The organism is Frankia sp. AiPa1 (assembly GCF_023243075.1).
In the GTDB taxonomy this organism is placed as follows: domain Bacteria; phylum Actinomycetota; class Actinomycetes; order Frankiales; family Frankiaceae; genus Frankia.
In genome coordinates, this window is record NZ_JALKFZ020000152.1 from 1 (window position 1) to 23,996 (window position 23,996).

15 protein-coding genes are annotated in these 23,996 nt (G+C 71.9%); 9 read left to right on the plus strand and 6 right to left on the minus strand.

The annotated features are described in order from the left end of the window. Positions 1-463 precede the first annotated feature (463 nt). Together MXD95_RS17245 and MXD95_RS17250 are read right to left on the minus strand one after the other, a co-directional pair. Positions 464-1,960 carry a WS/DGAT domain-containing protein gene (locus MXD95_RS17245; RefSeq protein ID WP_250641673.1) on the minus strand — a complete coding sequence of 499 codons (1,497 nt, stop codon included), beginning with the start codon at positions 1,958-1,960 and terminating at the stop codon, positions 464-466. Positions 1,961-2,350: 390 nt separating this feature from the next. Continuing rightward, the gene (locus tag MXD95_RS17250) at positions 2,351-2,788 is read right to left on the minus strand and encodes a MarR family winged helix-turn-helix transcriptional regulator (RefSeq protein WP_250641674.1); all 438 of its coding nucleotides are present in this window, start codon (positions 2,786-2,788) and stop codon (positions 2,351-2,353) included. Positions 2,789-2,856: 68 nt separating this feature from the next. Here MXD95_RS17250 and MXD95_RS17255 point away from each other — a divergent pair, with 68 nt between their 5' ends. Both MXD95_RS17255 and lpdA read left to right on the plus strand, forming a co-directional pair. Beyond that, on the plus strand, positions 2,857-4,572 hold the full coding sequence (locus tag MXD95_RS17255) for a DHA2 family efflux MFS transporter permease subunit (protein ID WP_250641675.1): 1,716 nt from the start codon (positions 2,857-2,859) through the stop codon (positions 4,570-4,572). Between the two features lie 57 nt (positions 4,573-4,629). After that, positions 4,630-6,033 (plus strand): dihydrolipoyl dehydrogenase, encoded by a 1,404-nt coding sequence (lpdA, locus tag MXD95_RS17260; protein ID WP_250641676.1) that lies wholly within the window; start codon positions 4,630-4,632, stop codon positions 6,031-6,033. A 720-nt stretch (positions 6,034-6,753) separates the two neighbouring features. On the opposite strand, the gene MXD95_RS17265 is transcribed toward lpdA, so the two are convergent. Next, on the minus strand, positions 6,754-7,653 hold the full coding sequence (locus MXD95_RS17265; RefSeq protein ID WP_250641677.1) for a Zn-ribbon domain-containing OB-fold protein: 900 nt from the start codon (positions 7,651-7,653) through the stop codon (positions 6,754-6,756). A 448-nt stretch (positions 7,654-8,101) separates the two neighbouring features. Between MXD95_RS17265 and MXD95_RS17270 the strand changes: the two genes are divergently transcribed. Further along, entirely contained in the window at positions 8,102-8,593 is a 492-nt protein-coding gene (locus MXD95_RS17270; RefSeq protein WP_250641678.1) for an NAD(P)-binding domain-containing protein, read from the plus strand. A gap of 67 nt (positions 8,594-8,660) precedes the next feature. Here the strand turns inward: MXD95_RS17270 and MXD95_RS17275 are convergent, their stop codons facing one another. Beyond that, a complete protein-coding gene (locus MXD95_RS17275) occupies positions 8,661-9,308 on the minus strand; it encodes a histone deacetylase (protein ID WP_250641679.1) in 648 nt (215 codons plus the stop codon). Between the two features lie 622 nt (positions 9,309-9,930). Between MXD95_RS17275 and MXD95_RS17280 the strand changes: the two genes are divergently transcribed. The 5 genes from MXD95_RS17280 to MXD95_RS17300 all read left to right on the plus strand — a co-directional run bounded on the left by MXD95_RS17280 (position 9,931) and on the right by MXD95_RS17300 (position 16,525). Continuing rightward, positions 9,931-10,356, plus strand: coding sequence for a PPOX class F420-dependent oxidoreductase (locus tag MXD95_RS17280; RefSeq protein WP_250641680.1), 426 nt, complete (start codon positions 9,931-9,933; stop codon positions 10,354-10,356). A 330-nt stretch (positions 10,357-10,686) separates the two neighbouring features. Beyond that, positions 10,687-11,556 (plus strand): class II glutamine amidotransferase, encoded by an 870-nt coding sequence (locus MXD95_RS17285; protein WP_250641681.1) that lies wholly within the window; start codon positions 10,687-10,689, stop codon positions 11,554-11,556. Between the two features lie 483 nt (positions 11,557-12,039). After that, on the plus strand, positions 12,040-14,991 hold the full coding sequence (gene nirB / locus MXD95_RS17290) for a nitrite reductase large subunit NirB (protein ID WP_250641686.1): 2,952 nt from the start codon (positions 12,040-12,042) through the stop codon (positions 14,989-14,991). Next, positions 14,988-15,347, plus strand: a complete 360-nt coding sequence (gene nirD / locus MXD95_RS17295) for a nitrite reductase small subunit NirD (protein WP_250641682.1) — start codon at positions 14,988-14,990, stop codon at positions 15,345-15,347. Before nirB ends, nirD begins: the two co-directional genes overlap by 4 nt. Further along, positions 15,344-16,525, plus strand: a complete 1,182-nt coding sequence (locus tag MXD95_RS17300) for a uroporphyrinogen-III synthase (RefSeq protein WP_250641683.1) — start codon at positions 15,344-15,346, stop codon at positions 16,523-16,525. The genes nirD and MXD95_RS17300 overlap by 4 nt, the downstream gene beginning before the upstream one ends. Before the next feature lie 43 nt (positions 16,526-16,568). Here the strand turns inward: MXD95_RS17300 and MXD95_RS17305 are convergent, their stop codons facing one another. Next, positions 16,569-17,798, minus strand: coding sequence for an ABC transporter substrate-binding protein (locus MXD95_RS17305; protein ID WP_250641684.1), 1,230 nt, complete (start codon positions 17,796-17,798; stop codon positions 16,569-16,571). A 346-nt stretch (positions 17,799-18,144) separates the two neighbouring features. Beyond that, complete coding sequence (locus MXD95_RS17310; RefSeq protein WP_250641685.1) at positions 18,145-19,656, minus strand: MFS transporter; 1,512 nt, start codon at positions 19,654-19,656, stop codon at positions 18,145-18,147. A 378-nt stretch (positions 19,657-20,034) separates the two neighbouring features. Between MXD95_RS17310 and MXD95_RS17315 the strand changes: the two genes are divergently transcribed. Continuing rightward, the gene (locus MXD95_RS17315; protein ID WP_308301515.1) at positions 20,035-23,970 is read left to right on the plus strand and encodes a bifunctional nitrate reductase/sulfite reductase flavoprotein subunit alpha; all 3,936 of its coding nucleotides are present in this window, start codon (positions 20,035-20,037) and stop codon (positions 23,968-23,970) included. The last annotated feature ends 26 nt before the right edge of the window (positions 23,971-23,996 follow it).

The window sequence follows — 23,996 nt, forward strand, 5'->3', positions numbered from 1 at the left end:
CGACGCGTGAGCCATCACACCTGGCGTTTACTCAACGTAGTTGATCGTAGCCGAAAGCTACCTTCGCGCAGCCCTGCCCCACTACCTCAGGTAGCCGCGACGGCACGTAGACGGGGGTACACCACATCCCCCAGGGGCGGGCATGCGTCTGTTCACGGCGCATGCCCGCCCCAGGAGGCGCCCGCCTCCGCAGCCTGGATGCGGGCGGCACGGTCGGATCGCGCAGTGCATATCTCGTCAACGGCCCGCATCACCATCGCGGGAACACCTCACCGACAATGCACATCACCGACAATGCACATCACGGAATGCGGGCACCATCGAGTGAACGCATCGCCAGGAAAACGCAGTAGCAGTCAGACGCGTCACCAGGCACAGACGTCACCAGGCATAGGCGTCACCGAGGGGGCACGCTTCATCGAGAACGCACATCACCGCCACTGCGCCTCGGCGAGGATTCCGGTCACCCGGCGCTGGGAACCGAACGGCGCTGGAGCGGCACCTGCACCCCGATCGGCGCCAACCGGTTCAACTCGTCGAGCTCATAGCGCCACAGCGAGGCCAGCCGCTCGTGGTTCGGCACGCTGTCGCTGGCCGCAAAGGTGATGCCGACCCGGTCACCGACGCCGAACAATGCCACCGAAAGATGCTGACGCCCGACCAGCAGTGGGCCGGTGCCGATCATCTCGAGAACCTTGCGGCCGGCGACGTCCAGTGGCCCGCGGATGGTGCGGGCGTTCGTCGCGACCATCGCGAGCTCGTGGGTTCGCCCGCCGAAGCTCGCCGCGTAGGAGAGCATCCGCGGCGTGGCCCGCTGCGCCACCGACGGGAACAGGTGGTGTTCGACCAGGCCGATTCCGCCCCCCTTGAGCCGGCCGGTGACCTCGGCGATGCGGGCGACGCGGTGGGCGGCGTCCGGCTCACCGCACGGCAGCGCGACGCGCACGCCCGAGGTGAAGTTCGACAGCACGTTCTGGTCGGCGGCCAGGCGGATGCTCACCGGCATGAGAGCGTGCACCGGGCGGTCGTCGTGCCTCCATTCGAATTCCGACCAGGCCCGGATCGCCCCGGCCAGCGCCGCCAGGTAGACGTCGTTGACGGTGGCGTTGTGGCGGCGGGCCGCCGCACGGATCTCACCGAGATCCGCGTGGGTCCAGGTGTGCCGGGCCGGGCCGCACGGCCGGCCGCCCCAGGCATCCAGGACCCGGGTCGAGGACAGGACGTTCAGTCCCCGGTTGACAAATCGCAGGTAGTCGGCGGCCCGGGGCCGCGGGATCTCGGTGGGCAGCCCGATGTCGGGATCGTCGTCGCCACCGAAGAGCAGGTGCAGTGCCCGGTAGAGCGCCGCGCCGTCCTGGGCGATATGGCTGGTGCGGTACACCACGACCGATCCGGAGGTCCCCGAGCCATACGTCCCCGAGCCATACGTCCCGGCGCCGTAGGTCCCCGCCCCGGAGGACATCGCGGTGGGGGGCCCGGCGGCGGGGTCGCATAGCAGGTAGACCTTCCAGGGCTGGCTCTCCATGTCGGTCGGCCAGGTGGCGATCTCGTCGACGGCCGCGCGGATGCGCCGGTCGCCGACGGCGTCGTTGTGGCCGAGCCGAGCCGCCGCCTCGTGCGTCGGCAGCGGCACGGCGACGACGTGCGCGTCGACGTCCATGTCGGGTTGGGAGACCCAGTGCGTCTCGGTGTGCGTCGCGCGGCGGTCCGGCGCTCTGACCGTCACCGTCTCCAACCGGTCGGTGAGCATCAGGGCGCGCGACTGCCGCACCCGGTCGGCGATATGCGCCCGCAGGTCGGCGAGCTCGACCGGACCGTCGAGGAAAAGCACCGCGCCGACGTCCTGGAACTCCCCCGGATTAAGCCGGTGAAACGCCAGGTACGCACGGTCTCCCGCGGTGAGTGGCCGGGCGAAAGCACGGTTGTAACCGGTCTTTACGACCGTGTCGAGGAGGGTCATCAGGCGTGCCCCCCGCCCGTCGCCGGGCAGTGGGCGCAGGCGCTGGTGCCCCTGAGATCAATGCAAGCAGAACGGCGGGAAAGCGCGCCGTGCGGACCTGTACCCATGGACCTGTTTATCCCCGTGCCGTTCCGCCCTGACAACCTTGTGTCGCAGGTCTCCACCTAAGAAGACGTTAAACGCGACACGCCCAGGACCTACCCGAGTGGGTACGCCCACGTCAATGCGGCTGAAATGCGGCCCCCCGGCCGGGCATCGCCCGTTGGTGTATCACCACGAAAAGGCCGGGAATTCTACTGCCCGCGGGGTGCCCCACATGTCCCCACCCGCCACGGGCCGTTCGGCCGAGAGCCTGAAGCGCGGCTGCGATCAGCGTGCGGTGGGGACCGGCTAACGCAGCTCGGTGACGAACCGTTCGAGCCCGGCGACGAACGACCGGGCGTCGTCCTCCGGCCATCCGGCCAGGCGCAGACCGAGCAGGTCGGCGAGCCGCCCCCGCAACAGCGCGACGATCTTCTCCCCGTCATCGGTGAGGCACAGAAGCGTGCCGCGCACGTCGGCCGGATCCGGTACGCGCCGCAGCAGCCCACCCGTCTCCAGCCGGCTGGCGTACCGACTGGTTCCCGAACGGTCCAGCCCGATCTCGCGCCCGAGCCGGACCGCCGTCGACGGGCCGATCCGGGCAATGCCACTGAGCAGCGGATACGACGAGATGTCGAGACCGCGCCCGATCCCGTCCACGAGATCGGCGTACAGGCCGAGCCGAGTCCGGCGCTGTAGCAGCTCCCCCAACGCGGCTTCGAGCCGTTCTCCCAGGTCATGATCCACCTCGACAGACTAGCGTGCAACTTGCACGGCTATCCGGTACCGTCCTCCCAGGCGTGCAAAATGCACGCATGACCTCGGCAGCCCTGGGGGCAGCGGTGGCACGACAGGCCAGTCCCACCGAGACACAGACCGGCACGGCACGGCACGGCACGGCTGAGGCAGCACCAGCCAAGGCAACACCAGCCAACACGTCACCGGCTGAGACGGCAGCGGCCGGCGCAACGCCGGCGGTCGACGTGCCGCAGGCGGCGGGGCATCCGTCGGCGGACAACCATCGACGCCTGATCATCGCACTGCTGTGTGGCGCGGTGTTGCCACTGCTCGACAGCACCATCGTCAACGTGGCCCTCGACCGGCTGGCGGGCGCGTTCGGCGCGTCGATTCCGACGATCGGCTGGGTGGTGACCGGCTACGCCATGGGGGCCGCTGTCGCCATCCCGGCCACCACCTGGGCCGTGCGTCGTTTCGGCGGCCGGGCGGTGTGGATGAGCGCGATCGCCGTGTTCCTGGCCGGGTCGGCCCTGTGCGCCGTGGCCTGGAACGTCGGCAGCCTCATCGCCTTTCGGGTGTTGCAGGGCGTCGGCGCCGGCATGTCGATGCCGGTCCTGCAGACCGTCCTGGTCGGGGCGGTCGGGGTGGGGAACGCCCGGCGGGCCATGGCGACCATCGGGATCCCGGCCGTCGCCGCGCCGGTGCTCGGGCCGCTGGTCGGTGGTCTGGTCATCGACCAGGTGAGCTGGCGATGGATCTTCGTCATCAACGTGCCCCTCTGCCTGCTCGGTCTGCTGCTCGCCCGCCGCGCCCTGCCACGCACCGCCCCGGAGGGCGGAGGCCATCTGGACCTGCCGGGCCTGCTGCTGCTCGCGCCGGCGCTCGCCGGGCTGGTCCTGGGGCTCTCGCGGGCCGGCCAGGCGGCCGGTTTCGGCGATGTCTCGGTCGTCGTGCCACTGGCGGCCGGCGTGGCGCTGCTCGCGGTATTCGGCTGGCACGCCTCGCGGCATCCCGGCACCGCCGCCCTTGATCCGCGGCTGCTGCGCCGCCCGACGTTCGTCGGTGCCGCGGCGCTGATGCTGCTGGCCGGCGTCTACTTCTACGGCGCGCTGGTCCTGCTGCCGTTGCTCTACCTGCAGGTGCTCGGCTATTCAGCCCTGGAGACGGGTGCGGTCCTGGCATTGCAGGGGGTGGGGGCGTTCGCCGCCCGCTCCGCCAGCGGTCGCCTGACCTCGCACGCCGGCACCCGCGTGGTCGTCCTCGGCGGGCTGCTGCTGGCTGCCCTTGGCACCGCGCCGTTCTGCGTGTCCTCCGTTCTGCGTTCCGCCGCCGGCACGGACGACGGCATGGCCGGCAGCGCCGGTTGGCCGGCGCAGGCGCTGCTCGGCGCCGGACTGCTCGTGCGCGGGGCGGGGATCGGCATCGTCACTGTCCTCATCCTGGCCGCCGCCTATCACCGGCTGAGCCGCGCGGAGATCGCCCACGCCAGTGGCGCGAGCCGGATCGCGCTTCAGCTCGGCGGAGCCCTGGGTGTGGCACTCATCATAACGATCATCGCCGCTCAGCCCGGAGCGCGCGGATCCGGCGACGGGAGCGGCCTCGCCGCCGGTGCCAGGGCCGATGCCAGTGCCAGTGCCAGTCCCGGTGCCGCCGGCTTCGCCCACACCGGCTGGGTGCTGCTCGCCAGCATCGCGCTCGGCCTGCTTCCCGCGCTCGCCCTGCCCGGCCGAGGAGCGGACGACCTCGCTCCCGATGCGGCACCGATTCCGCTGCCGCGCCCACGGGAGGTGTGACCGAACGCCGGGTGGCGGGGTCGTCGCCGGGCTGGCCAGGGTCGTTAGGCTTCGACTGTGAGCGAACATTTCGACGTGGTGGTGCTCGGCGCCGGGCCGGGCGGATACGTGGCCGCGATCCGAGCCGCCCAGCTCGGTCTGACCACGGCGGTGGTCGAGGAGAAGTACTGGGGTGGGGTGTGCCTCAACGTGGGCTGCATCCCGTCCAAGGCGTTGCTGCGCAACGCCGAGTTGGTGCACACCCTCACCCACGAGGCCAAGACCTTCGGCATCTCCGTCAACGGCGAACTGTCGTTCGACTACGGTGAGGCGTTCCGGCGCAGCCGCAAGGTCGCGGACGGCCGGGTCAAGGGCGTCCACTTCCTGATGAAGAAAAACAAGATCACCGAGTTCAACGGGCGTGGCACGTTCGTCGACGACCACACCCTGTCGGTGGCGACGGCGGACGGCGAGGCGCGGACGGTCAGCTTCGACCACTGCGTCATCGCCGCGGGCGCGACCCCGCGGCTGCTGCCGGGCACGTCCCTGTCGGACCGGGTGGTCACCTACGAGCAGCAGATTCTCTCCGAGTCGCTGCCGCGCAGCATCGTCATCGCGGGCGCCGGCGCGATCGGCGTCGAGTTCGGCTATGTGCTGAACAACTACGGCGTGGACGTCACGATCGTCGAGTTCCTCGACCGGATGGTGCCGCTGGAGGACGCCGCTGTCTCCGCGGAGCTGCTCAAGCACTACAAGAAGGCCGGCGTCAAGGTGCTCACCTCGACCCGGGTCGACTCGATCGACGAGTCCGGCGATCTGGTGCGGGTCACGGTGACCGGCAAGGACGGCGCCTCGCAGGTCCTCGAGACCGAGAAGGTGCTCCAGGCGATCGGCTTCGGGCCGAACGTGCAGGGCTACGGCCTGGAGAACACCGGGGTGGCGCTCACCGAGCGCGGCGCCATCGACGTCGACGGGTACTGCCGGACGAACGTCCCGCACATCTTCGCCATCGGCGACGTGACCGCCAAGCTCATGCTCGCGCACGCGGCCGAGGCCATGGGGATCATCGCAGCCGAGACGATCGGCGACGCCGAGACCTACCCGATCGACTACGTCATGGTCCCGCGCGCCACCTACTGTCAGCCGCAGATCGCAAGCTTCGGCTACACCGAGGCACAGGCCCGCGAGCGCGGCTTCGACGTGCGGGTCGCCACGTTCCCGTTCATGGCGAACGGCAAGGCGCACGGCCTCGGCGAGACCGCCGGCTTCGTCAAGATCCTCTCCGACGGGAAGTACGGCGAGCTGCTCGGCGCGCACATGATCGGCCCGGACGTCACCGAGCAGCTACCACAGCTGACCCTGGCCCAGCGCTGGGACCTCACCGTGGCCGAGCTTGCCCGCAACGTCCACGCCCACCCGACCCTCGGCGAAGCGGTCAAGGAGGCCATCCACGGCCTCGCCGGCCACATGATCAACTTCTGAGAGTCGATTCGCCTGCCCGTCAGCGCCAGCACCGGCGGTCCGTGGCCGCGGGCCCAGCGGCTCCCCACAGCGCCCGGCCCGGGTCCCTACCCGGCCCTCCGGTCCTCCCGCCCTCCGGCCCTCCCAGCTTCCAGCTTCCAGCTTCCAGCGAGAGGTTGGGTTGCTTCTCGTGGGTCTCGGCGCCCGCGGCCGGGCTCACCCCGTGAATCTCACTATCCGTGATCGCTCTCAGGGGTGGTGGCGCCGCTAACGAGCGGGGATGTCGCTTCTACCGGGTTTTCCATCCGATTTGTCCCTTCGTAACCCTGTAGAAGCGACATGAAAAGTTGCGAGGGCCGATCCGTCGTCACGCTCGGCGCCGAGGAGGGCGGTGGCGGGTCGGCGGTGGGGAGAGGGCTCGCGGGTCGTGACGACCGGAGCTGGCGGTGACGGCAGGGGCACCGTGCACCACCGGCCACCGGCCACCGCTACGCCGGCCACGCGGTACGCCGGCCACCACCGGCCAACCGGTACGCCGGACGGTGCGCGTGTCGCCGAGGACGGCGGACGTGGTCCGAGCCCGACCGGGGATCGGGCGGGACCCGGCCGGTCTGCTGGGCTGGACATCGTGATCCGCCAGAAAAACCCTAGGCGCGGGGTTGAGAACGAGCGTCGGCAGCGGTCGGCGGTCGGCAGCGGTCGGCGGTCGGCAGCGGTCGGCGGTCGGCAGCGGTCGGCGGTTCAGCGCGCCCCGATGGTGGCCGGCACGCGGGGATGGAACACGACGTGCGGCTCCGCCGCGCCGGGGCGCTGTGCCAGTGCGGCGCGCACCGGCTGGCCGACCGCCACCTGCTCCGCCGGAACACCGTCGAGGCGACCGGACAGGCGCAGCCCCTCGTCCAGTTCGACCAGGACCAGGGCGTACGGTGCCCGGCCGGCGAACACCGGCGTGTCCGGGTGGCGCACGACGAGGAACCCGGCGACCACGCCCGCGGCACTCGCCGCCTCGATCCGGACTGGACCCGCACAGTCCCCGCACCGGTACGCCTGCGGCTCCAGCCAGACCAGGCACCGCGGGCAGCGCCCCAGCACGAACCGCTCCTCGCGCACCGCCGCCCACAGCTGCGACTCCGGCGACGACACCAGCACCTGCGGCCCGGTGACGGCCGCCCAGGCATCATCCGCCAAGGCCTCGTCGCCCAGCACCCCGCCCGCCACGACGGCGACCGCCCGCACGCCCTCGCCTTCGTCCATCGCTCCCGCACGCACATCAGCCGCGCCCACCGCGGCCGCACGCACCGCGGCCGCACGCACCACGGCCGCGCCCACATCAGCTGGACGCGCCTCGGGCGCATCCAGATCAGCCACCCGCATCTCGGCCGCACGATCCGCGCCCTCGCACCGGGTACCGGCCGGTCCGCCGTCTCCAGGGCCGCCGCGCACCGATGCGGGGTCCGCGGACCCGGCGACCACGGGATCGGTGCGTCCGCGCACCGCGTCCGCGGCGGGGCGGGGGCGGACGCTCGGCAGCGGATCCGCCGATGCCGCCGGTCGGGACGGTGGGATAACCCGCACGTGGGGCTGGCCGCTGATCACCTGCTCCGCTCCCGCCTCTCGGGCTGAGTCCTCCCTCTCCAGCACATCACTTTCGGACAATGCCTGCCCCCGTTCCGCACAATTCCCTCCGGCGAACGTTCGTGCGGGCGCGCCCGCCGCCCGCACCACGCCGGCCGTTCCGGCCATGTCCGCCGTTCCAGCTATCCCAGTCGTTCCAGCTATTTTGGCCGTTCCAGCTGTCCCAGTTGTTCCAGGCATCCCAGTCGTTCCAGCAATGACCGCACCGGTGTCCACGCTCATGTCACTCTCCAGGTCCGCGGCCACACGTCGTCGAGAGCCCCTCCACGCAACCGGACGCCAAGCGCCACCGGGCCACGTCCGGCCGCCGGCGGATCCTTCGCGGTCGGGGCCCCGGAGGTGGTACGCCCCGCGCCGGCGCACCCCACGAGCGGCACCGGGTGCCCCCGTACGGGCGACCATCGCGGCATCGGTGCGCAATAGTCCGTGCCAGGCCGATCTACCAGGAGCATCGATGACGACGACGGTGACGATCGTGAGCCCCGGGGCGATGGGGGGTGCCCTCGGTCGGGGATACCGCGAAGGCGGCGCCCGGGTACTCACCTGTGTCACCGGCCGCTCGCCACGCACCCGTGCGCTCGCGCACGGCCTGGAGCTCACCGACACCCTCGACGACGCGGTCGCGGCGGCGGACGTCGTCCTGTCGATCGTGCCGCCCGGCCAGGCCCTCGCCGCCGCGGCCGCGATCCGCGCCGCCGCGACCGCCACTGGTTCCCGTCCGCTGGTCGCCGATCTCAACGCCGTCTCCCCCGCCACCGTCGCCCGGGTGCACGAGGTCCTGGCCGCCGCCGGTTTGCCAGCCGACCTGTTCGAGGGCTTCGCCGCCACCCCGTCCGGCCGCCTCACCCCGGAGACCGCGACCCGAACTCCCGACCTCGAGACCTTCCTGCGCGGCACCGATCTGCGCGGCACAGATCTGCGCGGCACCGACCCGACTCCGGCGTAACTCGCGCCCGGGACCTGTCCCGCAACGACACCGCCGTGCGACAGCGCAGGGCGCAGACGGGCTCGCGCTAGGTCGCGCTCAGAGCGTCGGCGTCGGCGTCGGCGTCGTCCACTGCCAGCAGGCGTTCGATCTCCTCGGGGGTCCAGTGGCCGGCGGCGCCGGAGCAGGACGCGAGGTAGGCGGCGATGCGCGCGCTGGACCAGTCGTGTGCCTCGCGCAGCCCGACGGCGAGCATCGACAGGTAGCCGGCGGACGGTTTCGTGGGCGGGACGTCGGCGCGTCGCCACGGTGCGGTGAACGTCAGGATGGGCACGTCCGCGCGGTGGCCGACGAGCACCAGCGTCTCGTAGCGGCCCGGCCCGACCTGGGCCCGGCCGTCCCGCAGCACCGCGGCCAGGTCGAGATCGGTCTGCGGCGCGCGGTGCATCTCCTGGGCGGCCACATCGGCGAACTGTCCCGCGGTGAGCAGGTAGGCGCGGCCCGCCACCTGGCCCTCGACCGTCGGGTCGTAGAAGGCGACCCCGCCGGACCAGAGCAGCGACTCGGTGGCGAAGTACATCGCCCCGGGCAGCATGATCGGCACGGCGAGCCGCGGCGGACGCGGGTCGCGGCACCCCGGGTGCCGGTGGTCGCTGCCCGGCACGCTGCCGCCGGCCAGATAGTAAGCGAGCCGGGTCATCCGCATGTTCGAGCCGTAACTCGCGTACCAGACCAACTCCGGGCCCATCCGACCCGGAGAGGCCACGCGGTCCAAAGAGGCCATGCGACCCGGAGAGGCCATGCGACCCGGAGAGGCCGCGCGGCGCGGAGGGTCCACGCGACCCGGAGAGGCCGCACGACCAGAACTGCCCGCGCGGTCGGCCGGCGGGCGCGGGGGAAGTGCCTCGCGCATTCGTCACAGTATGAGGCTCACCCGGGCCTCAATCCCGGATTCACCCCACTTGCCACCCGCCCAGAGTGGTCAGAGCAGTACTGTCCGCGGCTATAACCGGCCCGGGTGCTGTCGCGGTATCGTCTCCTGAATTGATCATGCTGCGGACGGATGTCAACGCCGTTGATTATCTTGGAGCTGGACGGTCGTCGCACCGCGCGCACGCCCGTCGACACCGACCGGTGGACGAGACCATGTCGATGGCTGGAGCGGCCGGCGCCGCGCGCACGCCCGTCGACTCCCGTCGATGCTGGTGGACGCCCGTCGACGCCGGCGGGCGCCTTGACCTCAAGTCGCGTTCACTTCCTACGGTGAGACCCGGACAGCTCACGACCATCGCGCCGGACGCATCACCGGACGGCGTGGCAGGGGCGGGTCCCCGCTCTGCCCGTCGCCGCGCTCGACCGTGCGCATCGAGAAGGGAACCCTGGTGGTCTTCACCCCCGAGGAGCTCGAGTACCTGCATTCCCAGCGGCTGGGCCGGCTCGCGACCCTCGCGCCGGACGGGACGTTGCAGAACAGCCCGGTGGGCCACGTTCTCGACGACGCCACCGGCGTGATCGACATCTACGGCTACGACCTCGGCAACACCCGCAAGTTCGACAACATCGCCGCGAACGGCACGGCCGCCTACGTCGTCGACGACATCGCCTCCCTGGACCCGTGGACGGTGCGCGGCGTGGAGATCCGTGGCTCCGCCGAGGCACTGCGCGCGATCACGCCGCCGTATCCGCACCTGAGCCCCGAGGTCATCCGCATCCACCCGCGGCGGATCATCAGCTGGGGCCTGGGCGCGGACGGCAGGCACGGCTCCCGGCGCACCGTGTCGTAACCGGTCCGCCGTCACGCGGAGCCCGCCGTCTCCACCGCATCGGCCACGTCGTGTCGCGCCCTGGCGACGGGGGCTCCGGTGTCAGGCGCGGTAGGTTCGGCCCCGCGCCCCGCGCCCCGCGCCCCGCGAGCCACAAGCCACAAGCCACAAGCACGCCGGCCCGCGAGCCCGCCCACCCGACGGGTCCGTGGGCGCCCGGGGCCGGCATGGCCCGACCGGAGCCAGACGCGAGCGAGGCACCAATGCCTCGGCAGGCGGACCGCCCGCGGCCGGCACGCCAGCGCACGCGCGAGCGGGGTCCCATGACCGGCCCAGGGAGGATGCCAGGCGATGTGTCGGCTTTTCGGCCTGACCAGCTCGCCGCGACCCGCCAGTGCGACGTTCTGGCTACTGGACGCACCGGACAGCCTCGACGAGCAGAGCCGCCGCAATCCGGACGGCACCGGTCTCGGCTACTTCACCGCCGACGGGCGGCCGGAGGTGTTCCGTCAGCCGATCGCGGCCTGGCAGGACCGGCAGTTCGCCGCGCAGGCACGAACGGCCCGTTCGACGTCGTTCGTCGCCCATGTCCGGCACGCCTCGACCGGCGCGCTGACCGCGCGCAACACCCATCCGTTCGAACGCGGCGGACGGCTGTTCGCCCACAACGGCGTGGTCGAGGGCCTCGACGTGCTCGAACGGCATCTCGGCGACACCGCGGCGAGCGTCGTCGGAGACACCGACTCCGAGCGGCTGTTCGCACTGGTCGACCGCGAGATCGACGCCGCCCGTGGGGACGTCACCCGGGGCATCACCGCCGCTGCCCGCTGGGTCGCCGCCCGGCTGCCGGTGTACAGCATCAACCTGCTCCTGGTCACCCCGACGGACCTGTGGGCGCTGCGTTACCCCGACACCAACCGGCTCTATGTGCTGCGTCGACCGCCCGGCGGTCAGCACGGCGACCGGGCGCTGCGCCACGCCGACGCGAGCGGCAGTACCCGCGTCCACGCCCCGGACCTCACCCACACCGCGGCCGTGATCGTCGCCAGCGAACCGATGGACGAGCATCCCGGCTGGCGCCCGCTCGCGCCCGGCGAACTGGTCCACGTCGGCCCGGCCGGCGCGGTGACGTCCACGATCGTGCTGCCCGACCCGCCAGCCCACCCGCTCACCCGCACCGATCTGCGCCCGGCGGCCGCCGCCTCCCAGCAAACCCCCTGAGCTCCCCGCCTGACAGGGACCGCCGTATTCCCCTGCGCACCGTCAGTGGACCCAAAGCGCGCCGACTCGCGCATCGCGGCGCTTGTTGTCTTGTTGTCCGCCAGATTCCGGCCCGCGTGGATTGTTCCGTGGCTTGTTCCGTCGCGGTATTTCCTCACAGTGGCCCTGCTCCACGGCTGCCCGTTCCACGGCGGCGCTGTTGTCGGCGGCCTTGTTCCGAGTGTTCTGCGTTCCGAGTGTTCTGCCGCACGGCGGCCCGCCTTCACGGCGACACCGGGAATAATCAGATTCCGGCCGGGCACGCGCGCCGCGCACAACGTCCCGCCACCCACCGTGAGGCCGATTTTTCGCGACGGTAACCCGGGCGAACAGCTCACACAACAGGGAGCGCGGAGCATCGTCGGTGTGGTCGCATCGAGGCAGAACCGAGCAGGTCAGACAACAACCGGCCGGCCCGGATCCGAGCCGTCGCCGGCCCCGCCGATGTCGGGCGGGCGGATCGTCGTCGTCGGCAACGGGATGGTCGGCCAGCGTTTCGTCACGGCGCTGCGAGACCGGGACACCGCGGGTGCCTGGCAGGTGCGCGTGTTCGGCGAGGAACGCCAGCGCGCCTACGACCGGGTGGCGCTGTCCTCCTGCTTTGACGGGGTCGATCCGCAGGCTCTCGACCTGGTCCCCGATGGATGCTACGACGGTCACGACTACGTTTTGCACGTCGACGAGGCAGTCAGCGCCATCGACCGTGCCGCACGGACGGTGACGACCAGCCGCGGACGCACGGTGGAGTACGACGCCCTCGTCCTGGCGACCGGGTCGTATGCCTTCGTCCCGCCCGTGCCCGGCGCCGACCTGCCCGGCTGCTTCGTCTACCGCACTCTGGACGATCTGGCCGCGATCATCGCCGCCGCCCGGCGCGTCACCGGCTGCTCCCCCGTCGATCCCGCGGCGCCCGCGGTCGCGCGCGCGTGCGGCAGCCAGGACACCAGTTCGGGCAGCGCGGGCTCGGGCAGCACCGGCTCGCCGCGCGGGGTCGTGATCGGCGGAGGCCTGCTCGGGCTGGAGGCCGCCCGCGCGTTGCACCAGCTCGGGCTGTCCGTCCACATCGTCGAGATGGCCGACCGGCTGATGCCGCTGCAGGTCGACGACGGTGGCGGTGCCCTGCTGCGCCGGATGGTGGAGCAGCTGGGCGTCACCGTCCACACGGGCACCTTCGCCGCAAGCATCGCCACCGCCGACTCCAGCGGCGAACCGGGCGCCGGCGAACCGACCGGCGCGGTAACCCCAGGCCACGCGGGAACCGACGGAGCAGCGGGTATGTCCGCGCCGATGACGGTGACCCTCGGCGACGGGACGACGGTTCCCGCGGAGGTCGTCGTGTTCGCGGCGGGGGTTCGGCCCCGGGACCAGCTCGCCCGGGCGGCGGGGCTCGCCGTCGGCGCACGCGGCGGGATCGTCGTCGACGCCGGCTGTGCGACCGCCGATCCCTCGGTGTTCGCGATCGGCGAGTGCGCGTGCATCGACGGGCGGGTCCACGGGCTGGTCGCGCCGGGCTACGCGATGGCGGCGCTGCTCGCCGAGCGCCTGCTGGGTGGGCCGGGCGAGTTCGGAGCCCCCGACACGTCCACCAAGCTCAAGCTGCTCGGCGTGGACGTCGCGAGTTTCGGCGACGCGTTGGCCGCCACCCCCGGGGCGCTGGAGGTGACCGTCAACGACCCGGTGCTCGGCAGCTACGCCAAGCTCGTTGTCTCCGACGACGCGTCGACCCTGCTCGGCGGGGTCCTCGTCGGAGACGCCTCGAAGTACGCCCTGCTGCGCCCGCTGGTGGGGCGCGCCCTGCCCGGCGACCCGCTCGCCATGATCTCCCCGGCCGGCGGCGGTCCGGGGGATGGGGGTCCAGGTGGCGGCGCCGGCGGTGTCGGGGTCGCGGCGTTGCCCGCCGACGCGATGGTGTGTTCCTGCCACGCGGTGACCCGGGCGGCGATCGACACGGCGATCACCGAGTTGGAGCTCACGAGTGTCGCCGAGGTCAAAAGCCGCACCCGAGCGGGCACCGGATGCGGCTCGTGCGTGCCGATGCTCGCCGGCCTGCTCGCCGCGAACGGTGTGGCGGCCAACCCCGCCCTGTGTGAGCATTTTGCCTGTTCCCGGGCGCAGCTCGCCGAACTGATCCGCACTGAGCACATCACCACGTTCAGCGACCTGGTCACCCGGCACGGCCTCGGCCGCGGGTGCGACATCTGCAAACCGGTCGTGGCCTCGATTCTCGCCAGCTACGGCAACGGACACATTCTGGACGGCGAGCAGGCGGCACTGCAGGACACAAATGACGCATTCCTGGCGAACATCCAGCGCAACGGCACCTATTCGGTGGTGCCACGGATTCCCGGCGGGGAGGTCACCCCGGCGAAGCTCATCGCGATCGGCGAGGTCGCCCGCGACTTCGACCTCTACACCAAAATCACCGGAGGGCAGCGGATAGATCTGCTCGGCGCCCGGGTCGAGCAGCTTCCCGCGATCTGGCGCCGCCTGGTGGAGGCCGGTTTCGAGTCCGGCCATGCCTACGGCAAAGCCCTGCGCACGGTGAAGTCGTGCGTCGGCTCGACCTGGTGCCGCTATGGCGTCGGCGACTCGGTGGCCCTCGCCATCCAGCTCGAACTGCGCTACCGCGGCCTGCGCTCGCCGCACAAGATCAAGGCGGGTGTGTCCGGCTGTGCCCGCGAGTGCGCCGAAGCCCGCGGCAAGGACATCGGCGTGATCGCCACGGAACGCGGCTGGAACCTCTACGTCGGCGGCAACGGCGGCTTCCGTCCTCGGCACGCCGACCTGTTGCTCAGCGACGTCGACGCCGACACGCTGATCCGCACCATCGACCGCTTCCTGATGTTCTACATCCGCACCGCCGACCGCCTGCAGCGCACGTCGGCGTGGCTCGAGTCCCTCGCCTCCGCCACCACCCGTCCGACCGTGAGCACGGGCAGTACGGACACGGCCAGCACGGGCACGGGCGGGAGCAGCGGCCCCGCCGCCAGTGGTCGCACGAGCCATACCGACGCCACCGACGCCACCAGCTCTGCCCACGGGCTCGACGGGCTCGACGGGCTCGACGGGCTCGACGGGCTCGACGGGCTCGACGGGCTCGACGGGCTGGCCTATCTTCGCGCGGTGCTGGTCGACGACGCGCTGGGCATCGCTGCGGACCTGGACGCCGCGATGGGGCGGCATGTCGCCACCTACCACGATGAGTGGGCCGGGGTTCTGGCGGATCCCGAGCGGCTGCGCCGCTTCGTCTCGTTCGTCAACGCGCCGGACACCCCCGATCCGAGCATCAGCTTCGTGACCGAACGCGACCAGCCACGGCCGGTGCTGCTGCCCGTACCGATGCAGGCTCCGCGCGTCCAGGCCGCGGCCGACGCTCCCGCGGGGACGGCGCGATGAGCGTCGGCGAGGACGCGGCCCGGTGGACGGCGGTGTGCCGGTTCGAGGACCTGACCCCCGAACGTGGCGTGGCCGCACTGGTCGACGGGACCCAGGTCGCGGTGTTTCGCACGCATGACGATCGTCTGTTCGCGCTGGGAAACCAGGACCCGTTCAGCGGAGCATGGGTACTGTCGCGGGGCATCGTCGGAACCCGGACCTCCCGGCCGACGGTGGCCTCGCCGATGCACAAGCAGGTCTTCGATCTGTGCACCGGTGAGTGCCTGGACGACCACGGCGTCGCCGTGCCCGTCTACGGCGTCCGTGTCCGCGAGGGAACTGTCGAGGTGAGTGCGGTCGAGGTGAACGGAACGTGAGCGAGTCCAGCCCCGCCCATGGTTCGGGGACGGACGGCACGGCCGTGGTGGAGCCACTCGCCGGTTACACGGTCGGCATCACCTCGGCACGACGGCGGGAGGAGTTCGGGGCGGCGTTGGAGCGGCGGGGAGCGTGCGTCCGCTACGGCCCGGCGATCCGGATCGTGCCGCTGGCCGACGACACCCGGCTGCGGGAGGCGACCCAGAGCTGCCTGGCCGCACCGCTGGACCTCGCGATCGCCACCACCGGCATCGGCTTCCGTGGCTGGATGGACGCCGCCGAGACCTGGGGCCTCGCCGAACCGCTCACCAAGGCGCTGGACCAGGCGGTCCTGCTCGCGCGTGGCCCCAAGGCACGCGGCGCGCTGCGGGCCGGCGGGCTGCGCGAGGCCTGGTCTCCGGCGTCGGAGTCGTCCAACGAGGTGCTCGAGCACCTGATCGAGCGGCACGAGCTCAACGGTCGGCGGATCGCCGTCCAGCTGCACGGCGAGCCGCTGCCCGACCTGGTCGACACCCTGCGCGCCGCCGGCGCCGACGTGATCGAGGTTCCGGTCTACCGGTGGATCGGCCCGGCCGACCCGGCGCCGTTGCGGCGCCTGATCGACGCGGTGGCCACCACCGAACTGGACGCGGTGGCGTTCACCAGCGCGCCCGCCGTCATCAGCTTCCTGCATACCTCGCATGAGCTGGGCCTGCGCGAGGCGGTCCTCGCGGCGTTGCGCGGTCCGGTGGTGGCGGCGGGGGTCGGCCCGGTGACCTCCGGGCCGCTGCTCGACCTCGGCATCCCCGTCGTGCAACCAGCGCGGGCACGCCTGGGGGCGCTGATCCGCGAGATCGTCGAACAGGTCCCCCGCCGGCGCGGACTGCTGCTGCCCGTCGCCGACGGCTGGCTGGACATCCGCGGCCAGGCGGCGGTCGTCGACGGCCGGGTGGTGCCCCTGAGCCGCACCGCGATGGCGCTGCTGCGCCGTCTCGCCATCCGCCCGGGGCACGTGGTGACCCGCCGTGAGCTCCTTGCGCCGGGCGGCGGCGACGAACATGCCGTCGAGGTCGCGGTCGGCCGGCTGCGCGCCGCGCTCGGCGACCCGCGCCTCATCCAGACCGTGGCCAAGCGTGGCTACCGCCTGGCCTTCGACCCCGAACGCGGCGCCGTCGACTCCGCCGACTGGCGCTACTAGCGAGCAGCCACCGGCCCGCACCACGGATCACGGCCGGGCCAGGTCATCGGGCGACGCGCTCGCCGCAGAGGTCGGGGGTGACGGTCGTGACGCCGTTGCCGGCCGCGTTGATGGCGATGAACGGGTAGCAGACCGGGATCCTGCCGAAGTCCGCCTCGAAGTTCATCGGCGTCACGAGGCCGTCCGCGGTGTAGTTCGTGACGGCGCGCAGGCCACTGATGAAGCTCTGCCGGGTGGGACAGGGGCCAGCGGTCTGCAGTCCGCGCACAAGCATGTCCCCGAGGACGTACCCGACCCGGGCAAGGTCCTGGTTGATGTCCTGGAGCTCCGGCGCGAAGCGGTTCATGGCGGTGCGATAGCGGATGTAACCAGCCGACGCGACGTCAAGCGCCTGGACGTTGAAGGAGGTCATGCCAGCGATCTTGGAGCCGTATCGCGCCAGCACCTCGTTGCCGGGCAGCACGCTGGCGGTGAGCACGACCTTGAGCGGGAGGTTCCGCTGGCGGACCGTGGCGACGATCTGCGCGAAGGTGTCGACTGGCAGGGTGCTGGCCAGGATATCCGCCTGGTTGGTGGTGATCTGGCGGATGATCTCGTTCAGCTGGCCCTGCGTCGGCGACTGGTCCGCGACCAGCGCGGTCACCGGGATACCGACCGCCTGGAGACTGCCCTGCAGATGCTGGGCGGTGCTGCTCGACTGGCCGCTGCTGAGCGGGTCGGACAGGAGAAGGGCGCGAGATCCGCCCCGCTGTTGCGCGAACTTGCCGAAGGTCGTCACCACATCTGACGAGTTCAGGGAGACCTGAGCGAAACTGAAGGTGAACATGTTCTGGTACTCGGCCCACACCGGCTCCGCCGACACTCCGACCACCGGAATCCCCTTCGCCGCGAGATTGGCGGCTCCACCGGTCGCCGTCGCGGTCGCCTCGAGAATGGCGAACTCCTTCTTGTTCTCCACCAGGTCCTGGGTGACCACACGATTCGTGTCCTGCCGGGCACCGTCGTCCGCCCAGTCATACTCGATCTTCCGGCCATTCACGCCGCCGGCCGCGTTGACCGCGCCGAGCCTGGCGTTCAGCCCGGCCCGCAAGGGCGTGAAGGTCGGGGAGAGCGTTCCGGTGTCCGGGTAGACAAGGCCGACCCGGACCTGGTCGGACGAGACTCCAGGCGTGTCACAGGCCGTGGTGGAGGTGGCCGCCCTGGCATCACAGCTCACCACCGAGGCCAAGGCTAAGAGCGCGGCCGGTAACACCAGCAGTACACGCTTTGTCATGTGGCAGGCCTCTCCTGTGCACGGTCGGATTGCGGCTGCAGTGCAATCGGATCAGCTATCCTGCCCGACTTCTCGACTCGTGCCGAGTTCATCACGCGCCGCCGCGAGACGACCGGGATGAGCTGGATCGAGCGCGTGTACATGCCGCTGTCCAGCGACCGTAATACCGCACGGCAGGCGGACGCCACTGCCGGCCCTACCTGACCGGCAGAAGGCCGTGGGCGGACGGTCGGCTGCGGCCCCACGACGTGGTCGCCGAGTCGAGCCGGGCGGCCTACGGACGCCGGGCACCTTCCACCGCGTGAGGATCTCTCCCACGCGGTGGAAGGCCGGTGTGGGGACGGGTTTACCGCCCGGCGACAGGCTCGGCTGCCGGCCGGGGCAGTGGCGCGGGATCGGACACCCCGCCAGGCGCGGCGACCGGGCCGACGACGGTGTCGCGGTCAGTGGTCGCCGTCTCGTCGGCGGGGGCGTCCGCCGCCGTGGGCGCGTTCTCGAGTGCGCCGCCGCGCAGGTAGCACAGCCAGGTGACGGTGGCCATGACCAGGAACAGGCCGATGTAGACCCACAGGGCGGGGGCGATGGTGTGGTAGGCCTTGTTCGACTGGGCGTAGACGATCGGCACGAGGAAGCCGCCGAACGCGCCGACCGCGGAACAGATGCCGAGGGCGCCGGCAGCCTCCTTGCGGGACCGGCGCATGGCCTCGGCGTCACCGCCGGCGGCGAGGCCACGCCGGGCGAAGATCGCGGGAATCATGCGGTAGGTCGAGCCGTTGCCGATGCCGCTGGCCAGGAACAGCACCATGAACGAGGCGAAGAACAGCCCGAAGCTGGGATGGTCGAAAATCTTTCCCTTCGCCCCGATGGAGGCCACCGCGCCGAGCCCACCGATCGTCATGGCGACGAACGCGGCGACGGTGACCCTGGCCCCGCCGAACCGGTCGCCGAGGCGCCCGCCGAGTGGGCGGGCAAGCGAACCGACCAGCGCGCCGAGGAATCCATAGCTGAGCGCGACGTCGGTCCGGTCGAACAGCGCGGGATTCTTCAACAGGGCCGGAAACGCCGTGGAGTACCCGATGAATGAGCCGAACGTCCCGATGTAGAGAAACGACATGATCCAGGTGTGGCCGCGTTTCGCCGCGGACGCGGTCGCGCCGTAGTCCGCACGCGCCTCGCGCAGGTTGTCCATGAACAGCAGCGCGCCGACCGCCGCGAGAACGGCGAGCGGAATGTAGATCAGGCCGAGCCGGGCCAGCGCCGTGCCGGTGCCGGCGGCGATCACCGTGGCGCCGAGTTTCTGGATGACGGCGACGCCGAGGTTCCCGCCGGCGGCGTTCAGGCCCAGCGCGAAGCCCTTCTCCCGCTCCGGGTAGAAGAAGGAGATGTTGGTCATCGACGAGGCGAAGTTGCCGCCGCCGACCCCGGCCACGGCCGCGATGACCAGCAGCGTGCCGAAGGACAGCTCGGGATGGCGCACCGCCCACATCATCAGCCCGCAGGGGACGACCAGCAGCAGCGCCGAGAAGATCGTCCAGTTCCGCCCGCCGAAGACCGGCACGGCGAACGTGTAGGGCAGCCGCAGGAACGCGCCCACCCCGGACGGCACCGCGACGAGCCAGAGCTGCTGGTCGGTGGTGAGGGAGAAGCCCGCGGGCCCGGGACCGCCGTGGGAGTTCGCCCCCATCTTGACGACCAGGATGCTCCACATCACCCAGACGGAAAATCCGAAATGTTCGGCGATCACGGACCAGACGAGGTTGCGGCGCGCGATGCGACGGCCGCCGCCGGCCGCCCAGAACTCGGCGTCCTCGGGATGCCAGTCGTCGATCCATCGGCCTGGTCTGCGGGCTGCTTTCATGGTCTGCGGCTCCTTGGCCCCGTCGACGGTGCACACCGGTCGGAATGATTCGCCGCCGACGGTATGAACCACGTGTTTCAGCCCCTCGGAATCCCCCGTTACAGCGGCGGAAAACACTTCTCTCGCCCCCGGAACAGCCGCTGTGAACAGAGCTCGGCACACCTTCACAGCGGCGTCGGCCGGGCCGTGCGGGTGACGTCATCAGCCTGTTTCGTCCGGCGTCACCGCGGTGAAACGCGCTTATTCTACGGTCGGTTCGCGAAGGATCGGTACTCGGTACGGGGACGTCATCACGCGAAGACCAACTCGCGAAGACCAGCACGCGAAGACCAGCACCCGACCGGCGGCCCGCGACCGGAGGATCCGGAGGACGAGGACATGGTGTCGGCGACCAACCCGGACAGGCCAGGCCCGCCCGAGTACGACCGCCGGGCCGCGGGTGCCGGACGGGTCAGGTCGGTCTGCTCGTACTGCGGGGTGGGCTGCGGCATGGTCCTGGACGTCGCGTCCGGTCCGGACGGGCGGCCCCTGCTGCGCCGGGTCAGCGGCGACAAGGCGCATCCGGCCAATGGTGGGCGGTTGTGCACCAAGGGCGCGACCAGCGCCGACATGCTCACCGCCGCCGCGCCGGGACGTCTGGCCAGCGCTCGGATGCGCGCCGCCCGCGGCTGCGTGCCCCGCGACGTCGGCGTGGACGAGGCGATCGCCACCGTCGGCCGCCGGCTGCGCGGCCTCGTCGACGAGCATGGCCCGGACGCCGTCGCCCTCTACGTCTCGGGGCAGATGACGTTGGAGGCACAGTACCTGGCGAACAAGCTCGCGAAGGGATTCATCGGCACCAACCAGATCGAGTCGAACTCGCGGCTGTGCATGGCCAGCGCCGGCAGTGGCTACAAACTGTCCCTCGGCGCGGACGGACCGCCCGGCTCCTACGACGACTTCGACCATGCGGACCTGTTCCTGGTCATCGGCGCGAACATGGCCGACTGCCACCCGATCCTGTTCCTGCGGATGATGGAGCGGGTCCGCGCCGGCGCGAAGCTGATCGTCGTCGACCCACGGCGCACCGCGACCGCGGCCAAGGCCGACCTGTTCCTGCAGGTCCGCCAGGGTACCGACCTCGCGTTGCTGAACGGCCTGCTACACCTGCTCGCCGCGGGCGGCCACCTCGACCGGGGCTTCGTCGACGAACACACCGAGGGCTGGCCGGCGATGGAGCCGCTGCTGGCCGACTACCCGCCGACGGCGGTCGCCGATCTCACCGGCATCGCCGAGGATGACCTGCGTCGTGCCGCGGGCTGGATCGGCGCGGCCGGACCCACCTGGATGAGCTGCTGGACGATGGGTCTCAACCAGAGCACCCACGGGACGTGGAACACCAATGCCCTGGTCAACCTGCACCTGGCCACCGGCGCGATCTGCCGACCGGGTGCGGGACCCTTCTCACTGACCGGCCAGCCGAACGCCATGGGCGGGCGTGAGATGGGCTATATGGGCCCGGGTCTTCCCGGCCAGCGTTCCGTCCTCGCCGAGGACGACCGCCGTTTCGTCGAGGAACAGTGGGGCCTGCCCTCCGGCCGGCTGCGCGCCGACGTCGGGCGCGGCACGGTCGAGATGTTCCAGAAGATGGCCGATGGCGAGATCAGGGCCTGCTGGATCATCTGCACCAATCCGGTCGCCTCCGTCGGCAACCGGTCGACGGTGCTCGCGGGCCTCGCCGCCGCCGAGCTCGTCATCACCCAGGACGCGTTCGCCGAGACCGAGACGAACACCCACGCTGACGTGTTGCTGCCCGCGGCGATGTGGGGCGAGACCGACGGCATCATGATCAATTCCGAGCGGAACCTGACGCTCGCCCGCCACGTCGTCGACCCGCCCGGCGAGGCGCGCCCCGACTGGCAGATCATCGCCGGCGTCGCGGCCGCCATGGGCTACGGCGAGGCGTTCACCTACGCGAACACCGAGGAGGTCTTCGCCGAGATCCGCGCCTTCCACAACCCGCAGACCGGCTACGACCTGCGCGGCGTCTCCTACGACCGGCTGCGCGCCGGCCCCGTGCAGTGGCCGGCGGCGCCCGGCAGCGCACGCCGCAACCCGATCCGCTACCGCAACGACGGGGTGAGCCAGCCCCTGCTCGTCCGTCCCGACGGCACCCGGCCACGGCTGGTGTTCCCGACGCCGAGTGGGCGGGCGATGTTTCATCCCCGCCCCCACCTGCCTGCGGCGGAACTCCCCGACGACGATCATCCGTTCCTACTGAACACCGGACGGGTCGCGCACCAGTGGCACACGATGACCAAGACCGGGAAGGTCAACCGGCTCAACCGGCTCAACGCGGGCCCGTTCGTCGAGATCAACCCGACGGATGCCGCCCGCCTCGGCATCACGGACGGTGACCAGGTGCGGATCGCGTCCCGGCGCGGCCAGGCCGTGCTGCCCGCGGTGGTCACCGACCGGGTGCTGCCCAACGGCTGCTTCGCGCCGATCCACTGGAACGACGCGTTCGGCGCTGAGCTCGCCATCAACGCCGTCACCAACGACGCGGTCGACCCCATCTCCTTCCAGCCCGAACTGAAGGTCGCCGCCGTGTCCCTGACCAGGGTGGACGTCGCACTTCCCGCCGTCGTCGACGTCCCCGCCGCCTCCGCCGGGCCCGCGGCCGGTTCCGCGCGACCACGGCCGGGGGACGGCGCCATGGAGCCGCCTGCCTCGGGCGGTCCCGCGGCGCGGCGGACCGCGGCCGGTTCCGCGCAACCAAGGTTGGCCGGCCACGATGCCGGCCACGATGCCGGCCAGGACGCCGGCCAGGACGCCGGCACGGAGACGGCCGACCGGCGGCTCGCGACGTTCGCCGCGCTGGGTGCCACGCTCGGCCTGGACCCGACGCCGCCCACGTTCACCGACCCGCAGCGCCACTACCTGGCCGGTTTTCTCGCCGCTCAGGCCGCGGTGTCCCCCCACGCCGCGGTGCCCCCGCCCGCCGCGGCGGGCCTCCCCGCGCCTGCTCCCCGCCTTCCCGCGGACGCACCGTTCGACGCTGCCGCCGCCCACTGGCTCGATGGTTTCCTCGCCGGCGGTCTCAGTGGCACGGCGGCGAACGCGGGCAGCGCAAGCACCTCCGGCCCGGTCACGGGCCACCCCGCCACGGCCGGCCCCGTACCCGGCCCCGGCGACCCGGTGACGCAGCCACGGGTGGTGCAGGTGCTCTGGGCGTCGCAGACCGGCAACGCCGAACAGGCCACCGAGGTGGTCAACGCGCGCCTGGCGCAGGCCGGCTGGCTGCCGCGGCCGCAGGAGATGACGCGGGCGGCGGCGGACGTCCTGCGCGACCCGGGCGATCTGCTGGTGGTGACCAGCACCTTCGGCGACGGGGAGGCTCCGGACAACGGCGGCGTCTTCTGGGACGGCCTGAACGCCGAGGACGCCCCCCGGCTCGACGGTCGCCGCTTCGCCGTGCTGGCGCTCGGTGACTCGAGCTACGCCGACTTCTGCGGCCACGGCCGGCGCCTCGACGAGCGCCTGGCCGCCCTCGGTGGCATCCGCCTCGTCCCCCGCGTCGACTGCGAACCCGACTACGCCGACGCCCTCGACTCCTGGTTGGACGCCGTCCGCACGGCCCTCGCCACCCACCCGCCGCAGCGCCCCGCGCCCACCACCACCGCCGTGGCCACCCGCATCGCCACGCCTGGTAACGCCACCTCGGGCGGCGGCGGGCTGCCGGCCGCGGGCACGGCCGCCGGCGGGGCCGCCGTACGGGTCGCGCAGCGCCCGGCGACCGGGCCGCTGCCCCGGCCTCGGACGTCCGGCGAGAGCCGTACCGCGACCGCGACGGCGACCGGGATGCCCGCGAGCCGGGACAGTCCTCTGGCGGCGCCTCTGGTCGGCAACCGGCTGCTCAGTGGAGCCGGGTCGACGAAGGAGGTGCGACGGTTCACCTTCGACATCTCCGGCGGACGGCTGGACCATGCCGTCGGTGACGCGATCGGGGTGTGGCCGACGAACTGTCCCGACCTGGTCGAGGAGTGGCTGGCGCTGACCGGACTCGACCCGTCCACCCCTGTCACGCTCACCGACGGACCAGGCGGGGCGGGTGGGCCGAGTGGGCCGGGCGGGCCGGGCGGGGCGGGCGGGGCGGGCAGCGTGGTGCTGCCGCTGCGCCTGGCGTTGCGGCGGCATCTCGACATCACGTCGGTGCGCGCCGACCTGCTGCGGTTGGGGGGCGGCCCGGGGGCCCCCCCCGGGGGGGGGGGGGGGGGGCCCCCCCGCCGGCCGAGCCCGGCAGCCAGGACAGCGAGCCGGCTCCGTCTGGTGTGAGCGACCACCGGGGCGACCTCGGCGTC

What these genes read in the sequence shown, in the direction of transcription:
- MXD95_RS17245 (WP_250641673.1), bottom strand. Translation starts at nt 1,960, where the DNA reads ATGACCCTCCTCGACACGGTCGTAAAGACCGGTTACAACCGTGCTTTC.
- MXD95_RS17255 (WP_250641675.1), top strand. Translation starts at nt 2,857, where the DNA reads ATGACCTCGGCAGCCCTGGGGGCAGCGGTGGCACGACAGGCCAGTCCC.
- MXD95_RS17270 (WP_250641678.1), top strand. Translation starts at nt 8,102, where the DNA reads ATGACGACGACGGTGACGATCGTGAGCCCCGGGGCGATGGGGGGTGCC.
- MXD95_RS17285 (WP_250641681.1), top strand. Translation starts at nt 10,687, where the DNA reads ATGTGTCGGCTTTTCGGCCTGACCAGCTCGCCGCGACCCGCCAGTGCG.
- nirB (WP_250641686.1), top strand. Translation starts at nt 12,040, where the DNA reads ATGTCGGGCGGGCGGATCGTCGTCGTCGGCAACGGGATGGTCGGCCAG.
- nirD (WP_250641682.1), top strand. Translation starts at nt 14,988, where the DNA reads ATGAGCGTCGGCGAGGACGCGGCCCGGTGGACGGCGGTGTGCCGGTTC.
- MXD95_RS17305 (WP_250641684.1), bottom strand. Translation starts at nt 17,798, where the DNA reads ATGACAAAGCGTGTACTGCTGGTGTTACCGGCCGCGCTCTTAGCCTTG.
- MXD95_RS17310 (WP_250641685.1), bottom strand. Translation starts at nt 19,656, where the DNA reads ATGAAAGCAGCCCGCAGACCAGGCCGATGGATCGACGACTGGCATCCC.
- MXD95_RS17315 (WP_308301515.1), top strand. Translation starts at nt 20,035, where the DNA reads ATGGTGTCGGCGACCAACCCGGACAGGCCAGGCCCGCCCGAGTACGAC.